This window comes from Allobosea sp. 10N428 (genome assembly GCF_056394545.1).
Map to the genome: position 1 here is coordinate 411,373 of NZ_JBFTIC010000003.1, position 20,585 is coordinate 431,957.

The following is a 20,585-nucleotide window of genomic DNA, read 5'->3' on the forward strand; positions in this document are numbered from 1 at the left end:
CCGGAAATTCAACAAACGCCATCTGTAGAAATCGACGACCGCCGGCCTGGCCGCCCCTCCCTACTCCGCAGCCTGCAGCCGATAGGCCGCGGTATCGTAGTTGAGGATCGGCGCGAGCCAGCGCTCGACCTCCTCCACGCTCATGCCCTTGCGCGCGGCATAGTCCTCGGCCTGATCGCGCTCGACCTTGGCGACGCCAAAATAATAGGCGTCGGGATGGGCGAGATAGAGCCCGGAGACCGAGGAGCCCGGCCACATCGCATAGCTCTCGGTCAGCTTGACGCCGACGCGCCGCTCCGCCTCCAGCAGCCGGAAGAGCGTCGCCTTCTCGGTGTGGTCGGGCTGGGCCGGATAGCCCGGCGCCGGGCGGATGCCGCGATATTCCTCGCGGATCAGATCCTCGTTGGTGAAGGCTTCGTCCGGCGCATAGCCCCAGAATTCCTTGCGCACGAGCTGGTGCATGCGCTCGGCGAAGGCTTCCGCGAAACGGTCGGCCAGCGCTTTGACCATGATCGAGCGGTAGTCGTCATTGTCGCGCGCGAATTTCTCGGAAATGCGCTCCTCCTCCGCGCCCGCCGTGACGACGAAGGCTCCGATGTAATCGGGAGCTCCACCCTCCGGCGCGACGAAGTCGGAGATGCACATGTTCGGCTTGCCGTCGCGCTTCGAGAGCTGCTGGCGCAGGCCGTGGAAGGTCGCGAGCGTCTCCTGCCGGCTCTCGCCGGTATAGAGGCGGATGTCATCGCCGACGGCGTTCGCCGGCCAGAAGCCGATCACCGCCTTCGGGTTGAACCAGCGCTCCTCGACGACGCGCTTCAGCATCGTCTGCGCATCGTCCCAGAGTGCGCGCGCTGCCTCGCCCTGCTTCTCATCCTGCAGGATCGCGGGGAAGCGGCCCTTCAGCTCCCAGGTCTGGAAGAAGGGCGTCCAGTCGATCACCGGCACGAGATCGGCGATGTCGTAGGTGCGGAAGACGCGCGTGCCGAAGAAGCTCGGCTTCGGCGGCACGTAACTCGCCCAATCCGGCTTGAAGGCGTTGGCGCGGGCTTTGGCCAGCGGCAGGCGCTGCTTGTCGGCCTCCGAGCGGCGATGCGCGTCGGCAACCTTGGCGTACTCGGCCTTGAGCCCGTCGACATAGGCCGGCTTCTGGTCCTGCGAGAGCAGGCTTGAGACCACGCCAACCGCGCGCGAGGCGTCGGTGACATAGACCGTCTGCCCCTTCTCGTACGCCGGGTGGATCTTCACTGCGGTGTGGACGCGGCTGGTGGTCGCCCCGCCGATCAACAGCGGGATGTCAAAGCCCTCGCGCTCCATCTCGGAGGCGACGGTGACCATCTCGTCGAGCGAGGGCGTGATCAGCCCGGAGAGGCCGATGATGTCGACATTCTCCTTGCGCGCCGTCTCGAGGATCTTCTGCGTCGGCACCATCACGCCGAGGTCGATGACCTCGTAATTATTGCACTGGAGCACGACGCCGACGATGTTCTTGCCGATGTCGTGGACATCGCCCTTCACCGTCGCCATCAGCACCTTGCCGGCGGCCGAGCGCTCGGAGCCGCCATTGAGGCGCTTCTCCTCCTCCATATAGGGCATGAGATAGGCCACGGCCTGCTTCATCACGCGGGCAGACTTCACCACCTGCGGCAGGAACATCTTGCCGGCGCCGAACAGGTCTCCGACCACGTTCATGCCGGCCATCAGCGGCCCTTCGATGACGTGCAGCGGCTTGTCGGCCTTGAGCCGGGCCTCTTCGGTATCGATATCGATGAACTCGGTGATGCCAGCGACGAGCGCATGTTCCAGCCGCTTCTCGACCGGCAGCTCGCGCCAGGCGAGATCCTTGCCTGAAGCCGCGACGGAGCCGTCGCCCTTGAAGCGCGGCGCCGCCTCCAGCAGCCGCTCGGTCGAGTCCTTGCGGCGATTGAGGACGACATCCTCGCAGAGCTCGCGCAGCTCCGGATCGAGATCGTCATAGGAGCCGAGCTGGCCCGCATTGACGATGCCCATATCCATGCCCGCCCTGATGGCGTGGTACAGGAACACGGAGTGCATGGCTTCACGCACCTTCTCATTCCCCCGGAAGGAGAAGGACAGGTTCGAGACGCCGCCCGAGATGTGGGCATGCGGCAGCGTCTCGCGGATCGCGCGCGTCGCGTCGATGAAGTCGTTGCCGTAGTTGTCGTGCTCCTCGATGCCCGTCGCCACCGCGAAGATGTTCGGATCGAAGATGATGTCCTCCGGCGGAAAGCCGATCTCCTCGGTCAGGAGCTTGTAGGCCCGCGTGCAGATCTCGATCTTGCGGGCATAGGTGTCGGCTTGGCCGGTCTCGTCAAAGGCCATGACGACGACAGCCGCGCCATAATTGCGGCAGATGCGGGCATGGTCCAGGAAGGCGGCCTCGCCCTCCTTCATCGAGATCGAGTTGACGATCGGCTTGCCCTGGATCGTCTTCAGCCCGGCCTCAATGACATGGAATTTCGAGGAATCGACCATGATTGGAACGCGGCTGATATCCGGCTCCGAGGCGATCAGGTTGCAGAACTCGGTCATCGCCTTCTCGGAATCGAGCAGGCCCTCATCCATGTTGATGTCGATGACCTGCGCCCCATTGGCGACCTGGTCGCGCGCCACGTCGAGCGCGGCGGCATAGTCGCCATTGGTGATGAGCTTCCGGAACTTGGCCGAGCCGGTGACGTTGGTGCGCTCGCCGACATTGACGAAGGGAATGGTCTCGTCGAGCGTAAACGGCTCCAGCCCGGCGAGGCGCAGATAGGGCTTCGTCTCGGGAATCTGGCGCGGCGTCTTGCCGGCAACGGCCTCAGCGATCGCCTGAATATGTCCGGGCGTGGTGCCGCAGCAGCCACCGACGACATTGACGAAGCCGGCATCGGCGAACTCGGCCAGCATCTTGGCGGTCGCCTCCGGCCGTTCGTCATAGAGGCCGAATTCGTTGGGCAGGCCGGCATTCGGATAGGCGCAGATCAGCGTGTCCGCCACGCGCGACATGTCCTTGATATGCGCCCGCATCTCGCGTGCCCCGAGCGCGCAGTTGAGGCCGACGGTCAGCGGCGCCGCGTGGCGCACCGCGTTCCAGAACGCCTCGACCGTCTGGCCGGAGAGCGTGCGGCCAGAGAGATCGGTGATCGTGCCGGAGATCATCACCGGCAGGCGGATGCCCTTCTCGCGATAGACCTGCTCGATCGCGACGATCGCCGCCTTGGCGTTGAGCGTATCGAAGATCGTCTCGATCAGCAGCAGTTCCGAGCCGCCGTCGATCAGCCCCCTCACCTGCTCGGCATAGGAATCGCGCACCTGATCGAAGGTCACGGCGCGGAAGCCGGGATTGTTGACGTCGGGCGAGATCGAGAGCGTGCGGTTGGTCGGGCCGATGGCACCCGCGACATAGCGGCGGCGCCCGTCCTCTTTCTGCGCGATCGCGGCAGCATCGCGGGCGATGCGCGAGCATTCGACGTTCAGCTCGTAGACATACGCCTCCATGCCGTAATCGGCCTGGGCGATCGAGGTGCCGGAGAAGGTGTTGGTCTCGACGATATCGGCGCCAGCCCGGAAATAGGCGAGATGGATGTCGCGCAGCGCCTCGGGCTGGGTCAGCGCGATGATGTCGTTGTTGCCCTTGAGGTCGTGGTTGAAGCCCTTGAAGCGCTCGCCACGGAAATCCGCCTCGGAGAGTTTCAGATCCTGGATCTGCGTGCCCATCGCGCCGTCGAGCACGAGAATGCGCTCACGCGCGGCTTGGCGCAGCGAACGCTCGATCTCGGCGCCGTCGACGGGGGCTGGCTTGTAGTCGGACATCAGGCTTACTCCGCCGCCACGGCCTGCGCCGCCGGCTTCTCGGGCTTGAGGCCGACGAGATGGCAGATGGCGTAGACGAGGTCAGCCTTGTTCATCGTGTAGAAATGCAGATCGGTGGCGCCGCGGTCGATCAGGTCGAGCACCTGCTCGGCGCAGACAGCCGCGGCGACCAGACGGCGCGTCGCCACGTCGTCCTCCAGACCTTCGAAGCGGTCGGCCAGCCATTGCGGCACGCTGGCGCCGGTCTTGCGCGCGAAATTCGCAGTCTGCTTGAAGTTTTGCACCGGCACGATGCCGGGCAGGATCGGGATCTCGATGCCGCGCGCACGGACCTTGTCGAGATAGCGGAAATAGACGTCGTTATCGAAGAAGAACTGGGTGATCGCCCGCGTCGCGCCGGCATCGACCTTCTTCCAGAGCGCATCGATATCGGCATCGAGCGAGGCCGCTTCCGGGTGCTTCTCGGGATAGGCCGAGACCGTGATCTCGAAATCGCCGATGCGCTTCAGGCCCGCGACGAGGTCCGAGGTCTGGTGATAGCCGTCCGGGTGCGGCTCATAGGTGGTGCCGAGGCCGCCGGCCGGATCCCCGCGCAGCGCCACGACATGGCGCACGCCGGCATCCCAATAGGAGCGGATGACCTCGTCGACCTCGGCCTTCGAGGCCGAGACGCAGGTGAGATGCGCCGCCGGCTTCAGCGCGGTCTCCTCGACCATGCGCTTGACCGTGGCGTGGGTGCGCTCGCGGGTCGAGCCGCCGGCGCCATAGGTCACCGAGACGAAGGCTGGCGAGAGCGGCTCGAGCCGGCGCACGCTCTCCCACAGCGCGACCTCCATCTCCGCCGTCTTGGGTGGGAAGAATTCGAAGGAGACGCGGGGACGGCGCGAACCGTGCCGGCTGGGGCGAAAGGCATTCATTAGGCAACCTCGAGATTGATTGCACGGACCAGTGGATCGGATTGGACGCGCCGGTCGCGCCCGCGCCAGAGCATGACCGGCAACTGCCCGGAGCCGCCATCGGCCAGGGTGACTTCGCGGGAAAGATCGCAGGCGAGACCCGCCTCCGTGAACCAGCCGGCGATCTGCTGGCGAGAGAAGCCGAGCCGGCGATGGGCGTGCTCGGTCCGCAGGAATTCCATGTCGTGGGGGGCGAAGTCGACGACGATCAGCCGCCCGCCCGGCGCCAGCATCGCCRCGGCCTCGCGCACGGCCCGGCCGGGATCGTCGAGGAAATGCAGCACCTGATGGACGACGACGAGGTCGAAGGAATTGCGCGCGAAGGGCAGCGCATAGATATCGCCCTGCCGGAGCTCGACGCGCGACAGCCCCGCCCGCTCCAGATTGGCGCGCGCCACCGCCAGCATCGCATGATTTGCGTCAACGCCGACGGCGCGGCCGTATTTCGGCGCGATCCGCTCCAGCATCCGGCCCGTGCCGGTGCCGAGATCAAGCATCGCGCCGGGTGTCCCCTCGCCGACGGCCTCTTCGACCGCCGCCTCGACGACATGGTCGGGCACATGCAGGCCGCGCAAACGGTCCCAGTCGCGCGCGACGCTGGCGAAATAGCTTTGTGCCGCCTCGGCGCGGTTAGCCCGCACGGCGGCCAGCCTCTCGCGGTCGGCCGCGAGGACCGGATCAGTGCGGTCGAGCCAGGCGGCAAGCGAAGCCGCGAAGGCCCCGCCCGGCCCGGTCTCATCGAGCCGGAAGAAGGCCCAGGCACCCTCACGCGAGCGCCGGACCAGCCCGGCCTCGGCCAGCAGCTTGAGATGGCGCGAGATGCGCGGCTGCGATTGGCCGAGGATATCGGTCAGGTCGGAAACCGAAAGCTCGCCCTCGGACAGCAGCGCCAGGATGCGCAGGCGCGTCTCCTCGCCCGCCGCCCTGAGGCCCGCGAGAAGCACGTCGGAAGACAATGCCGTCGGCTGTCGCACGCAAACGCCTCCCGAAGCGCCGAAAAAAGATATAAAGATATCTTTATGTCAGAAGCAGCGTTCGTGCAAGCGGATTGTCGTGCGGAAAACAGGACGGTGATCGAAACGCTCGATTGTCGGATCGCTTAGCGCTCATCGAAATGATCAAAATTATATGGATTGCTCTTGGAGAGCCGAAGCGCCATGGATCCCCCGCATCTCCCTTGAGAATGAGTAGCCTAAGGCCGCTTGCTAGCGAGGCTAATGCTCTGAAGCTGCTGGACGCTCGCATTTCGAGGAATGCTGCGGTTGGCATGAGTTGGCCCGACCCCGGAATGTCCGCCTCCGGGCGGCGAGCCAAGTTCCGCTAATGGCGGCCCGTTACTGACGAAAAATCATATGAGTATCCAGCTCAAGCGTATTCGGGCCGGCGCGGTGTGAACACGTCGAGATTGATCACCGGCTCGTCGCCGACGACCTCGCCCCAATGCTCGACATTCGACGGGATCACGACCAGCCCGCCAGGGCCGATCAGATGCTCCTCGCCGCCGATGACGAAGCGGATCGTGCCGCTGACGATATAGGCGATCTGCTCATGGGGATGGGTGTGCGGCTTCGGCTCGTGGCCAGGCATCAGCCGGTGCAGTGCCAGCGTGGCGGCACTGCCCGAAAACGCCTTTCGGTCCACACCCGGGCGGACCGGTGTCCAGGGAATCCCGCTCCAGTCGATCTTGTGAATGTCCATGCCGGTTCTCCGATGGTCGCTTGGATCTCTACTTGGCCGCGCCGAGAATTCCCGAGGGCCGGATGAACAGAAACAGCAGCAGCACCGAAAGTGCCGCCACGTTCTTCAGCCCGGCACCGAAGCCGACGATGGCCAGCGCCTGCAGTAGCCCGAGCAGCAAGCCCCCGAGGAAGGCGCCGAAGGGACGCCCGAAGCCGCCGACGATCGCGGCGATGAAGCCGCTGATCGCGAAGGGCACGCCGACATTGAAGGCGGTGTACTGCGTCGGCGTGATCAGGATGCCGGCGATCGCCCCCAGTGCTGCGCTCAGCGCAAAGGCGAGCGCCAGCATGCGCGAGACTGGGATGCCTTGCAGGGCAGCTGCCTCCCGGTTGATCGAGCAGGCGCGCATCGCCTTGCCGGTGCGGGTCAGACCGAAGAAGGCGGCCAGCAGACCGACGATCGCGAGCGACCCGCCGACGATCCAGATGAGCTGGTAGCCAAGCGCGACGGAGCCGATCATCAGCGGCGGCCGGTCGGTGAAGACGGGCAGGGTCTTGGGCTGGTCGCCGACCGCGATCAACGTCAGGCGTTCGATCACGATCTGGGCGGCAAGCGTCGCCAGTATCATGACGAACATTGTCGCCTTGCGGTTCCACAAGGGCCTGACGACGACGCGCTCGATCGCGACGCCGAGCATGGCGACCGCCGCTATCGCGATCAGCGCGGCGACCGGCAGCGGCATGCCGTTCCGGGCGAACAGCACCTGGGTGATCATGCCGCCGAGCATCACGAACGCGCCCTGGGCGAAGTTCACGATGCCGCTGGCGTTGTAGATGACGCAGAAGCCGATGCCGATCAGCCCATAGACGCAGCCGATGCCGAGCCCGCTGACGAGCACCTGCGGGATATAGGACCAGTCAGCCATGGGCCGCCTCCTGCGTGGCCGAGCGGATCGCGAAGGTCGAATAGGCGTGGGTGTAATTCAGCACCACGTTGATGCCGGTCGTGGTCTGCGGCGAGGATCCCTCGAAATCGACGATGATCGACCCGGTCTCGGCATCGACCGTGACGGCAGTCTTGAGGGTGATGACCTCGCCGCCGGGCACGTCGAAGACCGCCTCGCCGTGATAGGTGCCCGGCTTCAGTTTGCGGATGGCGTTGCGGGTCGCCTCCTCGGAACGGTCGATGATTTCATCCGACAAGGCCTCGATGTCGTCGATACCATAGCGCTCGCACAGCGTGATCAGGTGATCGGCTGCTGCCTCGCCGGACGAAACCTGCGCCGAGAGATCGCCGAAGACGGCATCGGGCGTGCGGACATTGCGGCGGATGATGTCGTGCAGCATTTCGCTGGGCTTGCCGCGCTCATAGAGCTTGAGCGGCGGAATCCAGAGGCCTTCCTCATGCACGTCGCGGGCGCCGGCGCCGATGCCATAGCCACCGATATCGGTGTGGTGGATGGTCGAGCCGATATAGGCGAGCAGCTTCTTCCCGTCGAAGATCGGCGTCAGGATGGTGATGTCGAAGAAATGCCCGGCCGAGAGCCAGGGGTCGTTGGTGATCAGCACGTCGCCCGGCTCGCAGCGGCCTTCGAACAACCGCACCAGATGCGCGCCCGCGAAGGCGAGCGAGTTGATATGGCCGGGCGTGCCTGTATTGGCCTGCACCACCATGCGTCCGCGCTGATCGAACAGCGCGCAGGCAAGGTCGCCGGCCTCGCGCACGATCGGACTGAAGGCGATGCGCTGCAGCGCCTTGGCCCGCTCGGTGACGATGCCGATCAGGTTCGACCAGAGGATTTCGAGTTCGACTCCGTCCATTTCAGGTGACTTCGCCATCCCAGGTGATTTTGCCATCGGACTTAACCTTTCGTGGCGACGATGCAGCCGAGCGCGTCGATCGTCGCGCTCCAGCCGGGGGGCAGCGCGGTCGTGGTTTCGCGCTCCTCGATGATGGCGGGGCCGGCGATGGACTGGCCGGTGGCGAGCGTCGAACGCTCATAGACGGGCACGGACTGGCCATCCTCCCAGGCATGGACGGGGCGGTGGCGCTTCGGCGCGCCGGCCGCGATCCGCGCGCGGGCCTGGCCGTCGAAATGCGGCAGGGGGCCCCGCGCGACGACACGCCAGGTCACGAGCTCGATCGGGACATGCGAGGGGTTGACGCCGTAGAGCGTGCGATAGGCCGCCTCGAACTGGGCCGTCAGCGCCGCGGCGTCGCGGCTCTGACGCGGATCGGTCTCGAAGATGATCGTGACCTCGTGCTGCTGGCCGACATAGCGCATGTCGGCGCCGACCAGGATCGTGACGTCGGCAGCCGCGCAGCCGGATTCGCCCAGCGCCGTCAGCCCTTCCTTCTCCAGGTCGCCGATAACGCGGTCGACGCGCTCCCAGTCGAGATGGTCGATCCGCGTCAGGTCGCTGCGCACGAGATCCAGCCGGACGGGGGTAACGAGCGTGCCGAAGGCCGAGAGCACGCTCGATTGCGGCGGTACGATCACGCTGGTGCTCTGCAGCAATTCGGCGACGCCGCAGGCATGGAGTGGTCCCGCACCGCCGAAGGCGAAGAGCGGCAGGCCGCGATAATCGACGCCGCGATCGGTCGCATGGGTCCGCGCTGCCGAGGCCATGGCTTCCGTGACGATGCGGTAGATGCCGCGCGCGGCCTGGACGGCGCTGAGGCCGAGCGCCTCGCCGAGCCGCGTCATGGCGGCGTCGCAGGCCGGTTTGTCGAGCGACATGTCGCCGCCGAGGAAGTTCTCGGCATCAATCAGGCCGAGCACGAGGTCGGCATCGGTGACGGTCGCGTTGCGGCCGCTGCGGCCGTAGCAGGCCGGGCCGGGGTTGGAGCCGGCGCTTTCGGGGCCGACCTTGAGCAGGCCGAGATCGTCGACATGGGCGATGCTGCCGCCGCCGGCACCGATCTCGATCAGGTCGATCGAGGGCACGGTGACGGGCAGGCCGCTGCCCTCGCGGAAGCGGTAGCGCCGGTCGACCTCGAACAGCCCGGTGATCAGCGGCGTCCGGTTTTCGATGAGGCAGGCCTTGGCGGTGGTGCCGCCCATGTCGAAGGACATCAGCCGGTCGATGCCGAGGAGTTCGGCATAGTGACAGGCCGCGAGCGCGCCCGCGGCAGGTCCGCTCTCGATCATGCGGACGGGGTTGCGGCCCGCCGTCTCGGCGCCGACGACGCCGCCCGAGGACAGCATGATCAGCGGGGTGTTGGCGAAGCCCTCGACGCGCAGCCGGTCGCTCAGCCGCTTAAGATAGGGCTGCGAGATCGGCATCGCATAGGCGTTCACGGTCGCCGTCGATGCCCGCTGGTACTCGCGGATCTGCGGGGCGACCTCCGAGGAGGTGCAGATGAAGACATCGTTGAGTTCGCGCGACAGGGCGGCCGCGACCAGTGCCTCGTTGTCGGGGTTGGCGAAGCTGTTGAGGAAGCAGATCGCAACGGCACGCGCGCCGCTGGCCCGGATATCGGCCGCGAGTCTCGCAATTTCCTGGGGGTTCGGCGCAAGCGTCACCGTGCCGTCCGCGAGGACACGCTCCTTCAGGCCGAAGGTCAGTTCGCGCGTGACCAACGGCTCGGGAAATTCGATCTGCGGGTCGTACATGTCGTAGCGGTGCTCGTTGCGGATCGAGAGCACGTCGCTGAAGCCCTCAGTGACGACGAGCGCCGTCGGCAGGCCCTTGCGTTCGATCAGCGCGTTGGTGACGACCGTGGTGGCATGGACCACCACGCCATCGACCGCGCCCGCGGCGATGCCGGCCTTGCCAAGAACGGAGTCGACGCCGCGGAAGAAACCTTCCAGCAGGTCGTGATGCGTGGTCAGTGTCTTGTCGACGCTGAGTCCGCCGCGGGAGTCCCGCAGGACGATATCGGTGAAGGTGCCGCCGATATCGACGGCCAGCGAATAGGTCATGCTCTCAGTCTTTCCAGGTCAAGCCACGCGAGATGCGTGCGGCGCTGCCGACGACCTCACGGATCTGTTCGGGATCGGGAACGGGCGGAATGAACTGCGTCGCGCCGACGATGGCGATCGAGCCGACGAGAACCTTGCGGTGGTCGAAGACGGGGGCGGCGAGCGTGTTGACGCCGGTGATGACCTCGTTCGGCGCGGTGGCCCAGCCGCGCTCGCGAACGGCGTCGACCTCGGCGAGCAGCGCTTGCGTTGAAACGATGGTCGCCGGCGTCCAGGCTTCGAGCGGGCCGCTGGCGATCGCGGCGGTGCGCTCTTGCGAGCCGAAGGCGAGCCAGATCTTGCCGTGGGCGCTGGCGTGGAAGGCGAGCCGTGTGCCGGGCCGCGTGGAGAATTCGATGAGCGTGCGGCCCTGGATCAGTTCGAGGACGATCAGCTCGTCGTCGATCGCGGCGCAGACGGTGACCGCCTGGCCGGTGTGGTCGCGCAAGGTCATCAGCTCCTCGCGCGCGGCGCTGACGATATCGAAGCGCTGACGCAGGGCTTCGCCCAGCATCATCAGCTTGATCCCCGCCTCGTAACGGCCCGTCTCGGCCTCCTGGCGGACGAAGCCATGACGCTGCAGCGTCACCAGATGCCGATAGATCGTCGCCTTCGACGCCGAGAGGGCATCCGCGATCTGGGCGAGCGAAGCCGGGCGGCTCTGCTGCACCAGGTAGTCGACCGCGTGAAGCGCGAGATCGAGCGTGCTGGTGCCGGCAGGCGCGGGCTTCCCCTTGGCTTTTGGCGGCTCTGTCGACAAAGGCGTTCCTCGCATTTCGTTTTGAATAATGAAATGCCATTTTATTATATGATATGCTATGGGTGAACCGAGTTGCCTGTCAAGGTGTCGGCCGAGACCGCGATGTCGGGGGCGGCCAAACATTAGGGTTGGCGCGATGATCGGTCGATCTCCTCGCAGCCCACTTCTTTGGGAGAGGAGAAATACCCTTCTCATCGCTGAGCGACCCTGCCGATCTCGCCCGGGCCTTTGCTGCCGTCGAGGCCGTCTGGAGCGAGGTGAAGGACTCCCTTGCCGGGCGCGATCAGGAACGTGAGCGAATGAATCCCGGATACCTTGTTGCCCGATGTGCACCATTGGCGCTGGATGAAGAGGATCCGAAGCATAGCGCCCTGCTTCAGGCCGGCAGCGCCACCTGGTCGACAGTTAATGACAAAGCTCGCCAAAGCACTTTTTCGGCGGGTACAGCTCGCAGACTTCCGTCCTAAAACGATGGAACGTCACCGGCGGTCGGTCAGAGCGTGAAACCTCAACGATTCAGGATGAGCTCCACGACACCGCGCGTGAACATTGGAACGCATCGCAGCCTGTTCTGTTGATCTGGAAGTGCCCCAGGACAGGAGATTTCACATGGGTGCCCTAACAGGCAAAAATATCCTCATTCTCGCCACCAACGGCTTCGAGCAGTCCGAGCTCGAAGTGCCGCTCGCGAAGTTGAAGGAGGCTGGCGCAACGGTGCAGGTCGCCTCACCGGAGAGCGGCGAAATCAAGGGCTGGGACAAGAAGGACTGGGGGCGCGCGGTCAAGGTCGACAAGGCGCTCGATGCGATCGACGCCACTGCCTATGATGCGATCGTGCTCCCCGGCGGCCAGATGAACCCCGATACCTTGCGCGGCAACGACAAGGCGCTATCGCTGATCAAGACTTTCTTCGATCAGGGTAAGGTCGTCGCCGCAGTCTGCCACGGGCCGTGGCTCCTCATCGACACCGGCATAGCCAAGGGCCGGAAGGTAACCTCCTGGCCGACGCTCAAACAGGATCTCCTCAACGCGGGAGCCAATTGGCAGGACGCCGAGGTCATTACGGATGAGGGCATCGTAACCTCCCGCAAGCCGGATGATCTGCCGGCCTTCGTGGCCAAGATCATCGAGGAAGTCCGCGAAGGGCGGCATGACCGCAAGGCCGCATAGCATCCCGGCTCACCGACCCCAGGCTGACGGACGAGCGCTCGCCCGTCCCGCCGTACCGATGCAGGTGGGAGCGCTGCGTGGTCTGGGGCCGGTTTTAAGAGCTCGACGAGGCGCGAGCTTGACGCATCCCCACCGCGAGGATCCGCCTCGCGGGAAGGCTGGCCGCCAGGCTTCGTCGATCAAATCGGGCAGAAGCCGAAGCACTTCATCAAATCGGGCAGCGGCGATTTGGTCAGCTCCGCTTGCAGTCGTCGCGGAACCTCTTTCGGGCCTTGCCGTGAAGTCCCTTTTGATCAGCCTGCGCCGAGCAAGCCTTCGACTTTGCGGTTTTTTCACTTGAGGTTGTTGTGGCCTTCTTGGCAGGCGCCGCGGGCGCAGGCGAGGTCACGGCCGGCTTGGTATCCGGGCTCATTTGCACCGGTGTTTGCGCGAAGCCGAAGCCTGTCATCATCGCGAGCGCGGCAAGCGGCAGCAGATTGCGTGAGAGGTTCATGGCGTTGTCCGTCAAACCCGGAGGATCGGGTCCAGGCAGTCGCCGGGTCGGCTGTCGGATCGTTAATGATCGCGCCGATTGAGTTGAACGGCTACTGAACAGCTCCCGCTTACTTGCTCGGCTTCGGCAGCACTGCTGTAGCAGCAGCCATATAGGCATCGGAAGCCGTCAGGGCGGTTTCCGAAATGGGCCTCACGAAGGTGCGGATACCACCCTGGAATCACAAGAAGCCCCTTCAGGGAAGCCGCATTTCGAGGTGTCCGTACGGCCTTCGTGATGAATTCTGGACGTTGTCGGAGCGAACATGCCTCGGCACGCCTTGCAGGATGAAGATGTCGATATTGTCGCTCTACAATTACTTCTTCTTCGGCGGCATGTCGTTGGCTTCGACGGCTGGGAGAGCGCTGGGAATCTGCATTGAGAACGTGACTCTACAGCGAATACCTGCAGGCAGCGTCAAATGCGGGTTCGGCAAAGCCAAGCGTATCCCGAACGTACCGCTCGCGGCGTCGAGCACATGGTCGACCACGGAAACAAGCGCGGTATGGACACCGCCGATCGGCTGCTCCGGACGCACCTCGGCCTTGCTGCCGATACGAATTTGCCCGAAGTACGCGGAGGGCACGAAGACTTCAACCCTCAACGGATCGATCTGCGCGAGCGTGAGAACCGGACTCTGGTCGTTACGGTACTCGCCTGGAACAAGGAGGCGCTCGACCACCACGCCGTCAATCGGGCTTCGCAGCGTTCGTTGATTCAATACTTCTTCCGCGTGGGCCACTTCGAGCTGAGCGATATTTAAGTTGAGCCGCGCCTCCTTAAGTTGCTGCTCAGCAACATCGACTTCTGCCTCCGTTTCCTGAAGAGAAGCAAGCGAACTAACCGCCCTACTGTGGAGCTTATCCAATCGATCGTACTTGCTGCGCAGAAATTGCACCCGCGCTTCCGCTGATTTAACTGCCGCATCATTGGTCGCACGCGCGCGTGCGAGCGCCAGATTCGCCACCTCAATGCCATCCTCGATCTTGCCGACGACTTGGTCTTGCCGGACGATATCGCCCCGGTCGACATCAAGGCGTGCGATCAAGCCGACCACCGGGCTCGCGAGTTTGACGACCTGCTGCGGCTCGATCACACACTCGAACTCTTGTCCAGCGGCGGGCGGCACTGCCGGTGTCTGCGGCCTCGCTGGAGAAGCGGTCAGGAAGAAGGACCCCAGCGGCCACAACGCACACCATGCGATGCAACGAAGCCACTGAATTCTATGGAATACCGTGCCATTTGATGCCGCCATACGTAATCCCGCCATGCAGCTTCCGACTGGCTTTGCACTTATAACACGCGACACCTCTCTTTGACTCATTGAAAGAAGCAGGCCTAAGATCAGCAGCCGAATTTGCGAGACACTGCATCGGGGATTGCAGGCAGGTCACAGTTTTCGAACTGAAATCGGGCTCAAGGTCAGCATCGTTACCCATCTTCGTCGGGCGACCCGGCAAAACGGCCGCTCCGTAGTGCAGGCAGTATCATTGTCGACGCGCTTTGGACGCCACGCATGTCTGAGCCAGACAGAGCCCGAGCGGTGAATGCGGAACCGGCGCCCCAGTTGCATGTGGTACCGGCAGAGCCGTCCACAGCGCCGCACTGGCGCGGACTGCTGGATGCGAGCAATGAAGCGGCGTTTGGCTCAGCCTGGCTTGCTCTACAATGCAGCCGCATCGCGGGCGTTGCCGCCGGTCTCCTGCTCATCCGACCAGTCGCTTCCGACGCGCAATGCCTGTCCCTGACATGGCCAGCGCGTGACATTCAGGTCGGCGATCTTTCTCGGCTCGCCGAACAGGCTCTTGCGGAGCGCCGTGTCATCGTAGCCCACGGTCGCGTTGGCCCGGAAGCCAGCCCTGCGCAACATGTTGCCCTTGTCGTCGCCCTGCCGCTCGGCGCCACCACGCCAATCGCCGCCGCGGCCCTAGCCTTGACGACAACCGCCGGCACATCCGACGTCGCCCCGGAAACGGTTGCCGAACAATTGCGCTGGGGCGCGGGCTGGCTCGAGACCTTGCCTTGGGCGCGGCGCGCCAAGGATCTTTCGCTTGATGTTGCGCGCGCCGCATCGTGCCTCGATCTCCTCGCGACCGTCGGGGCACGACCGCGACTGCCCGAGGCGGCGATTAGCATCGCCAATGAGCTTGCAACGCGCCTGCGATGCGATCGCGTATCGATGGGGGTGGTCAAGCGGGATGGCACAGTCCGCCTCCAGGCGATGTCGCATTCCGCCAGCTTCAAACATGAGAGCCGCGTGGCGGATGCAATCGAGAACGCGATGGATGAAGCGGTCGAGCAACGCCGTTGCGTCGCCTATCCGCTGCTGCCCGTGATGGACTACGCCGTGCACATTGCTCATCAGGCGCTGGCGGAGGGCTCAAAAACCGTCGGCGCGACGACCATGTCGGTTGTGCTGAACGGCCACCACGGGGAGCCGATCGGCGCGCTCACCTTCGAACGCCACCGCGCCGAGCCTTTCACCACGGATACATTGCAGCTGGCGGAAACCATCGCAGCTCTGTTGGGGCCGCAAATCGGGCTGCAGTTGCGAGCGAACAGATGGGTCACGGGGCGCATGATCGATCGCCTTGGCGACGGGGCCGATGCGCTGTTCGGCCCACGGCGACCCGGTTTCAAGCTCGGCGCCATCGCTCTGGCTGCGCTGACGCTGACCGCAGCTTTCGCGCATGGCGAGCATCGCATCACCGCAAAATCGGTGCTCGAAGCTGAGCTGCAACGCGCGGCCATAGCTCCGTTCGACGGATACATTCGGACCGCTCCCGTGCGCGCCGGCGATACCGTGCAGAGCGGTGATCTCCTGGTCGCGCTCGAGGACCGCGAGCTCGTTCTCGAGCGCCTGAAATGGCGTGCTGAGCGCGACAAGCTGCTGCAGCGGCATCGGGAAGCGCTCGCCAAGCACGATCGCAACAATTTTGTCCTGCTTGAGCCGCAGATTCGCCAAGCCGAGTCGCAGTTGGCACTCGCAGACGAGAAGCTCATCCGAGCACGCATCCTTGCGCCCTTCGACGGCATCGTCGTGTCGGGAGATCTGACTCAGATGCTCGGCTCGCCGGTGGAAAAGGGGAAGGTTCTGTTCGAAGTCGCTCCGCTGTATGCCTATCGCCTGATCGTTCAGGTCGACGAGCGCGACGTGCGTTATGTCGCGGTCGGTCAGAGCGGCACCGTCGCCCTCGCCGGCCAACCCGGCAGCCCGCTGCCGCTGATCTTGAGCAAGATCACGCCGGTGACGGTCGCCGAGGAGGGACGCAACTCCTTCCGGATCGAGGCGCGCCTGTCGGAACCTGGCCTGCGTCTGCGCCCCGGGATGGAAGGCGTCGCCAAGATCGCAACCGGACGACGCTCGCTCGTCTGGATCTGGATGCACCCCGTTTTCGACTGGCTAAACCTGACTGCATGGAAGTACCTGCCCTGAGACGCCGACATGACCGTCGCCCCGTTCCTGAGCTCCTCCTGGTATCGCGTCGCGCTCCGCAAGCCAAAGCTGCGCGACCACACCTCGGTCCTACGCCACCGCTATCGCGGCAATGTCTGGTTTGTCGTGCACGATCATGCCAACGGCCGCGTACACCGCCTGTCCCCGGCGAGCTGCATGATGATCGCCGCCATGGATGGAGTGCGCACTGTCGACCAGCTCTGGCATGAGATCGGAGCCAAGCTCGGCGAGGAGGCGCCGAGTCAGGACGACGTGATCCGGTTATTGGCGGAACTCAATGCATCCGACTTGCTGCAGACCGAGGTAACACCCGATTCAAGTGCGCTGCTGGAGCGTGCCGCGCGAACAGAACGATCCCGGTGGCTGGGTAATATGCTCTATCCGCTGGCTCTGAGAATACCGTGCTGGCACCCGGACAAGTTCTTAGAGCGCACGCTGCCAATCGCCCGGTGGCTGTTTGGCCACCCGGGAGCCGCATTGTGGCTGCTCATGGTGCTGCCGGCGCTGCTGCTGGCCGCGCAGCACTGGCAAGACCTCAGTGCCGATGCCACCGACCGTATCCTCGCCACCGACAACATCGTACCGCTTGCCCTGACCTATCTGCTGCTCAAGGTCATGCACGAATTCGGGCATGGATTTGCCGTCAAGGCATTCGGGGGAGCCGTGCACGAGTTCGGCGTGATGTTTCTGGTATTTGCACCGCTACCCTATGTCGATGCCTCGGCGGCATCGGGATTCCGCAGCAAATGGCAGCGCGCGCTTGTCGGCGCGGCCGGAATGATCGTCGAGGTGTTTATCGCCGCGCTTGCACTCTATGTCTGGCTTGCGGTCGAGCCTGGAATTGCTCGCGCACTGGCATTCAACGCCATGGTGGTCGCAGGTGTTTCCACCCTGGTGTTCAACGGCAATCCGCTCCTGCGCTATGACGGCTATTATATTCTTGCCGACTTGCTGGAAATTCCGAACCTTGCGCAGCGCGCTACCCGCTACTGGGGCTATCTGGTCGACCGATATGTGTTTCGCACCGATGGATTGAGAGAATTCGTTGCAACGGATGGCGAGCGCATCTGGTTCCTGATCTACGGCCCCGCTGCCTTCCTCTACCGTCAAGCGGTGATGCTTGCGATCGCCGTGTTCATCGCTTCCCAGTATTTCGCTGTGGGGATCGCGGTTGCGATCTGGAGTCTGTTGACGGGGATTGCATTGCCGATCGGCAAGGCCTTGTGGCTGGTGCTCACAAGCCCGCGCCTTCATCGCAATCGCAACCGCGCAATGACTGCGACCTTCGGCACAATCCTGGCCGTGGGGATCGTCCTGTTTCTGGTCCCGGCGCCGCTCTACTTCACGACTGAAGGTGTGGTCTGGCTGCCGGAACACGCAATAGTGCGCGCGGGAGCGGACGGTTTCGTGCACAGCTTCCTGGTCGAGCCCGGCCAAAGGGTGGGAGTCGGCGATGCGTTGATCGAAAGCGAGGACCCCACATCCAGGACCGAACTCGAAATCCTGCGGGCGCGTGTCGCTGAACTCGAGATTCGTCTTGCCACCGAGCGCTTCGCCGATCGCATGCGGGCCGAGACGACAACCACGGAACTGGGGCAAGCGCGCGCCGAACTTGCGACGGCAACCAGCCGCGCGGCGCGCCTCATTGTACGCAGTCAAAGCGATGGCATCTTCGCGGTGATGAAATCGCAGGATCTGCCCGGGCGCTTTGTGCGAGAGGGTCTGCAGATCGGCTACGTGCTCCCCCATGACGCGCGCATCATCCGCGCAACGATCCGGCAGGACGATATTGATCTCCTTCGTCATCAACTGCGCGGCGTCACGGTCAAGCTCGCGGAGCGCCTCGATGAAACTCTGCCGGCGACAATCGTTCGCGAAGTTCCGGCGGGGCACAACAATCTCCCCAGCAGGGCCTTGGGGGGTGCGGGCGGCGGCACGCTCACGGTCGATCCGGCAGACCCGCAAGGAACCAGGACGCTGCAACGTGTTTTCCAGGTTGACGTCGAATTGTCCGCAGAAGCGACGCCACCGGCCGCATTTGGCAGCCGCGCCTATGTGCGCTTCGATCATGTCTGGGAGCCGATAGGCTGGCAGATGTGGCGTCGTGTGCGCCAATTGCTGCTGTCCCGGCTGCAGATGTGAGAAAACGACATGTCGCATCCTCGCAGCCGGCGGCAGATCACGGATGCGGGCTCGCTCGCGAGGGATGCGCCCTATGCTGAACGCGCCAGTCGCAGGGAGGGCCGCTTCGATGGCGCGCTGCTTGGCAGCTGGGGCCAGATCTCGCCCTATCTGCTGTTTGCCATCAGGCAACACCGGCTCTCGCGCTTCGCGCGGCTGGTCGAATCCCTGGAGCCGCAGGTCATGAACCTGCCGGATCGACGGCTGCGCGAGCTTGCGGATGAATTGCGCGCAGGATTGCTGTCAGCGCGCTTACACTCGCGCGAATGGGCCCTTTCGTTCGCCCTTGCGCGCGAAGCGGCGCGTCGTCACGTCGGCATGCGCCACTTCCACGTTCAACTGCTGGGTGGCGCCGCCATGATGGGAGGGGCTATCGCCGAAATGGAAACCGGCGAAGGCAAAACCTTGACGGCGTTGCTGCCGGCTATCTCCGCCGCGCTCATGGGCCGTCCGGTTCATATCATCACCGTCAACGACTATCTCGCTCGCCGTGACGCCGAGCAACTCGGCCCGGTCTACAATGCGCTGGGCCTTACCGTCGGGCTCGCCGAGCACGGGCAATCGCCCCAGGAACGGCGGAGCGCCTATGCCAGCGACGTGACCTACTGCACCAACAAGGAGCTCGTGTTCGATTATCTCCGCGACCGGCTGGCGCTCGGCGCGCGCCGCGCGAGCACGCAGCTCCTTGTCGGCCGCATATTCAAGGGTGGACACATCGGCAGCCATCAACCGCTGCTTCTCCGCGGCCTCCATTTTGCGATCGTGGACGAAGCCGACAGCGTGCTCATTGACGAAGCCCGCACGCCGTTGATCCTGTCCGGTGCGCAGGAAAGCGCTGAGAACGCGGCCGGTCTCTACGAGGCCGCGCTCGAGATCGCGCGCCGTCTGAAGGCCGGCGAAGCATTTCAGATCCTGCAGAACGAAAAACGGATACGCCTCACCATGGACGGCGAAAGCGAGATCGCCAAGCTCTCCGCCGGGCTGCCGGGCTTATGGGCGATCCGGCGCGCCCGCGAGGAGCTCGTCCAGCATGCGCTTGCTGCCCAGCATCTGTACCGGCGCGACGTCCAGTACATCGTTGCCGATGGCAAAGTGCAGATCGTCGATGAGTATACCGGGCGCGTCATGCCCGACCGTTCTTGGGAAAGCGGGATTCATCAGCTGATCGAAGCGAAGGAACGCTGCGCCATCACGGAGCGGCGCAAGACGCTGGCACAGATCACATATCAGCGCTTTTTTCGCCGCTACATGCATCTCTGCGGCATGACCGGAACTGCGATCGAGCCGGCAGGCGAATTATACGCCGCCTACGGCCTGCCGATCGTTCGCATTCCAACGAACAAACCGTTGCGGCGTCTGAACGCCGGCACGCGCATGCTGCCGACCGCAGAGCAGAAATGGGACGTGGTCGTCCGCTCCGTTCGCGCGGCGACGCGGGCGGGCCGTGCCGTCCTGGTCGGAACGCGATCGGTGGAGGCATCCGAACATATCTCGCGGTTGCTGCACGAGGCAGGGCTCGACCCCATGGTCCTCAACGCGCGGCAGGATCGCGAGGAAGCGGATATCGTTGCGCGTGCGGGGCAACCGAACAGAGTCACGGTCGCGACCAACATGGCCGGGCGGGGCACCGACATCCAACTGCATGCGGTGGTGCGCGAGGCAGGCGGTCTGCATGTCATCCTGACGGAGTACCATGAATCCCGGCGCATCGACCGCCAGCTCTTCGGGCGCGCCGGCCGGCAAGGCGACCCGGGCAGCTACGAGGCCATCGTCGCTGTTGATGATGAACTCCTTCAACGCTTTTCCTCGCGCAGGCTGCTCCAACTGGTCACTCGAAGCCTGTCACCCGATCGACCAATTCCTGCCGCGATCGCACGCGCTCTACGTAACGGCAGTCAACGCGCGGCCGAACGTCTGCACCGGCGCGCTCGCCGAGCCGCTGTTGCTGAAGATCAGCGGGTCAGCAAAATTCTCGGCTTCGCGGGGACGGAATGACAAAGAAATTCACGAACAAACATCTATCGCGGCCAGACCGACTGCCTCTGCGCGCCCTCTTTCTGCACTAACGTCCT

Annotated in this window: 14 protein-coding genes; 4 read left to right on the plus strand and 10 right to left on the minus strand. The window is 64.5% G+C overall.

Going from position 1 to position 20,585, the window contains the following annotated elements:
• Window positions 1–60 precede the first annotated feature (60 nt).
• The 8 genes from metH to AC1DDA_RS12305 form a co-directional block, all read right to left on the minus strand.
• Window positions 61–3,813, minus strand: a complete 3,753-nt coding sequence (gene metH / locus AC1DDA_RS12270; RefSeq protein ID WP_476795941.1) for a methionine synthase — start codon at window positions 3,811–3,813, stop codon at window positions 61–63.
• A 5-nt stretch (window positions 3,814–3,818) separates the two neighbouring features.
• Window positions 3,819–4,730, minus strand: coding sequence for a methylenetetrahydrofolate reductase [NAD(P)H] (metF, locus tag AC1DDA_RS12275; protein WP_476795942.1), 912 nt, complete (start codon window positions 4,728–4,730; stop codon window positions 3,819–3,821).
• Window positions 4,730–5,743, minus strand: a complete 1,014-nt coding sequence (locus AC1DDA_RS12280) for an ArsR/SmtB family transcription factor (RefSeq protein ID WP_476795943.1) — start codon at window positions 5,741–5,743, stop codon at window positions 4,730–4,732. Before AC1DDA_RS12280 ends, metF begins: the two co-directional genes overlap by 1 nt.
• Window positions 5,744–6,134: 391 nt before the next feature.
• Entirely contained in the window at window positions 6,135–6,467 is a 333-nt protein-coding gene (locus AC1DDA_RS12285) for a cupin domain-containing protein (RefSeq protein WP_476779054.1), read from the minus strand.
• Between the two features lie 28 nt (window positions 6,468–6,495).
• On the minus strand, window positions 6,496–7,374 hold the full coding sequence (locus AC1DDA_RS12290) for a branched-chain amino acid ABC transporter permease (protein WP_476795944.1): 879 nt from the start codon (window positions 7,372–7,374) through the stop codon (window positions 6,496–6,498).
• Entirely contained in the window at window positions 7,367–8,269 is a 903-nt protein-coding gene (locus AC1DDA_RS12295; protein WP_476795945.1) for a hydantoinase B/oxoprolinase family protein, read from the minus strand. Before AC1DDA_RS12295 ends, AC1DDA_RS12290 begins: the two co-directional genes overlap by 8 nt.
• Before the next feature lie 41 nt (window positions 8,270–8,310).
• Window positions 8,311–10,374, minus strand: coding sequence for a hydantoinase/oxoprolinase family protein (locus tag AC1DDA_RS12300; RefSeq protein WP_476795946.1), 2,064 nt, complete (start codon window positions 10,372–10,374; stop codon window positions 8,311–8,313).
• A 4-nt stretch (window positions 10,375–10,378) separates the two neighbouring features.
• The gene (locus tag AC1DDA_RS12305) at window positions 10,379–11,173 is read right to left on the minus strand and encodes an IclR family transcriptional regulator (protein WP_476795947.1); all 795 of its coding nucleotides are present in this window, start codon (window positions 11,171–11,173) and stop codon (window positions 10,379–10,381) included.
• Between the two features lie 609 nt (window positions 11,174–11,782).
• Between AC1DDA_RS12305 and AC1DDA_RS12310 the strand changes: the two genes are divergently transcribed.
• Window positions 11,783–12,343: a type 1 glutamine amidotransferase domain-containing protein gene (locus AC1DDA_RS12310; protein WP_441514513.1), complete on the plus strand. Its 561-nt coding sequence runs from the start codon at window positions 11,783–11,785 to the stop codon at window positions 12,341–12,343.
• A 232-nt stretch (window positions 12,344–12,575) separates the two neighbouring features.
• On the opposite strand, the gene AC1DDA_RS12315 is transcribed toward AC1DDA_RS12310, so the two are convergent.
• Window positions 12,576–12,836: a PsiF family protein gene (locus tag AC1DDA_RS12315; RefSeq protein ID WP_476795948.1), complete on the minus strand. Its 261-nt coding sequence runs from the start codon at window positions 12,834–12,836 to the stop codon at window positions 12,576–12,578.
• Between the two features lie 355 nt (window positions 12,837–13,191).
• A complete protein-coding gene (locus AC1DDA_RS12320) occupies window positions 13,192–14,145 on the minus strand; it encodes an efflux RND transporter periplasmic adaptor subunit (protein ID WP_476795949.1) in 954 nt (317 codons plus the stop codon).
• 246 nt (window positions 14,146–14,391) lie between these two features.
• On the opposite strand from AC1DDA_RS12320, the gene AC1DDA_RS12325 reads away from it, so the two are divergent.
• From AC1DDA_RS12325 to AC1DDA_RS12335, 3 genes are read left to right on the plus strand one after another with little or no spacing between them, the layout of a single operon-like run.
• Complete coding sequence (locus tag AC1DDA_RS12325; protein ID WP_476795950.1) at window positions 14,392–16,311, plus strand: efflux RND transporter periplasmic adaptor subunit; 1,920 nt, start codon at window positions 14,392–14,394, stop codon at window positions 16,309–16,311.
• Window positions 16,312–16,320: 9 nt separating this feature from the next.
• Window positions 16,321–18,474, plus strand: coding sequence for an efflux RND transporter periplasmic adaptor subunit (locus AC1DDA_RS12330; protein ID WP_476795951.1), 2,154 nt, complete (start codon window positions 16,321–16,323; stop codon window positions 18,472–18,474).
• A gap of 9 nt (window positions 18,475–18,483) precedes the next feature.
• The gene (locus tag AC1DDA_RS12335; protein WP_476795952.1) at window positions 18,484–20,508 is read left to right on the plus strand and encodes a preprotein translocase subunit SecA; all 2,025 of its coding nucleotides are present in this window, start codon (window positions 18,484–18,486) and stop codon (window positions 20,506–20,508) included.
• Window positions 20,509–20,585: the final 77 nt, after the last annotated feature.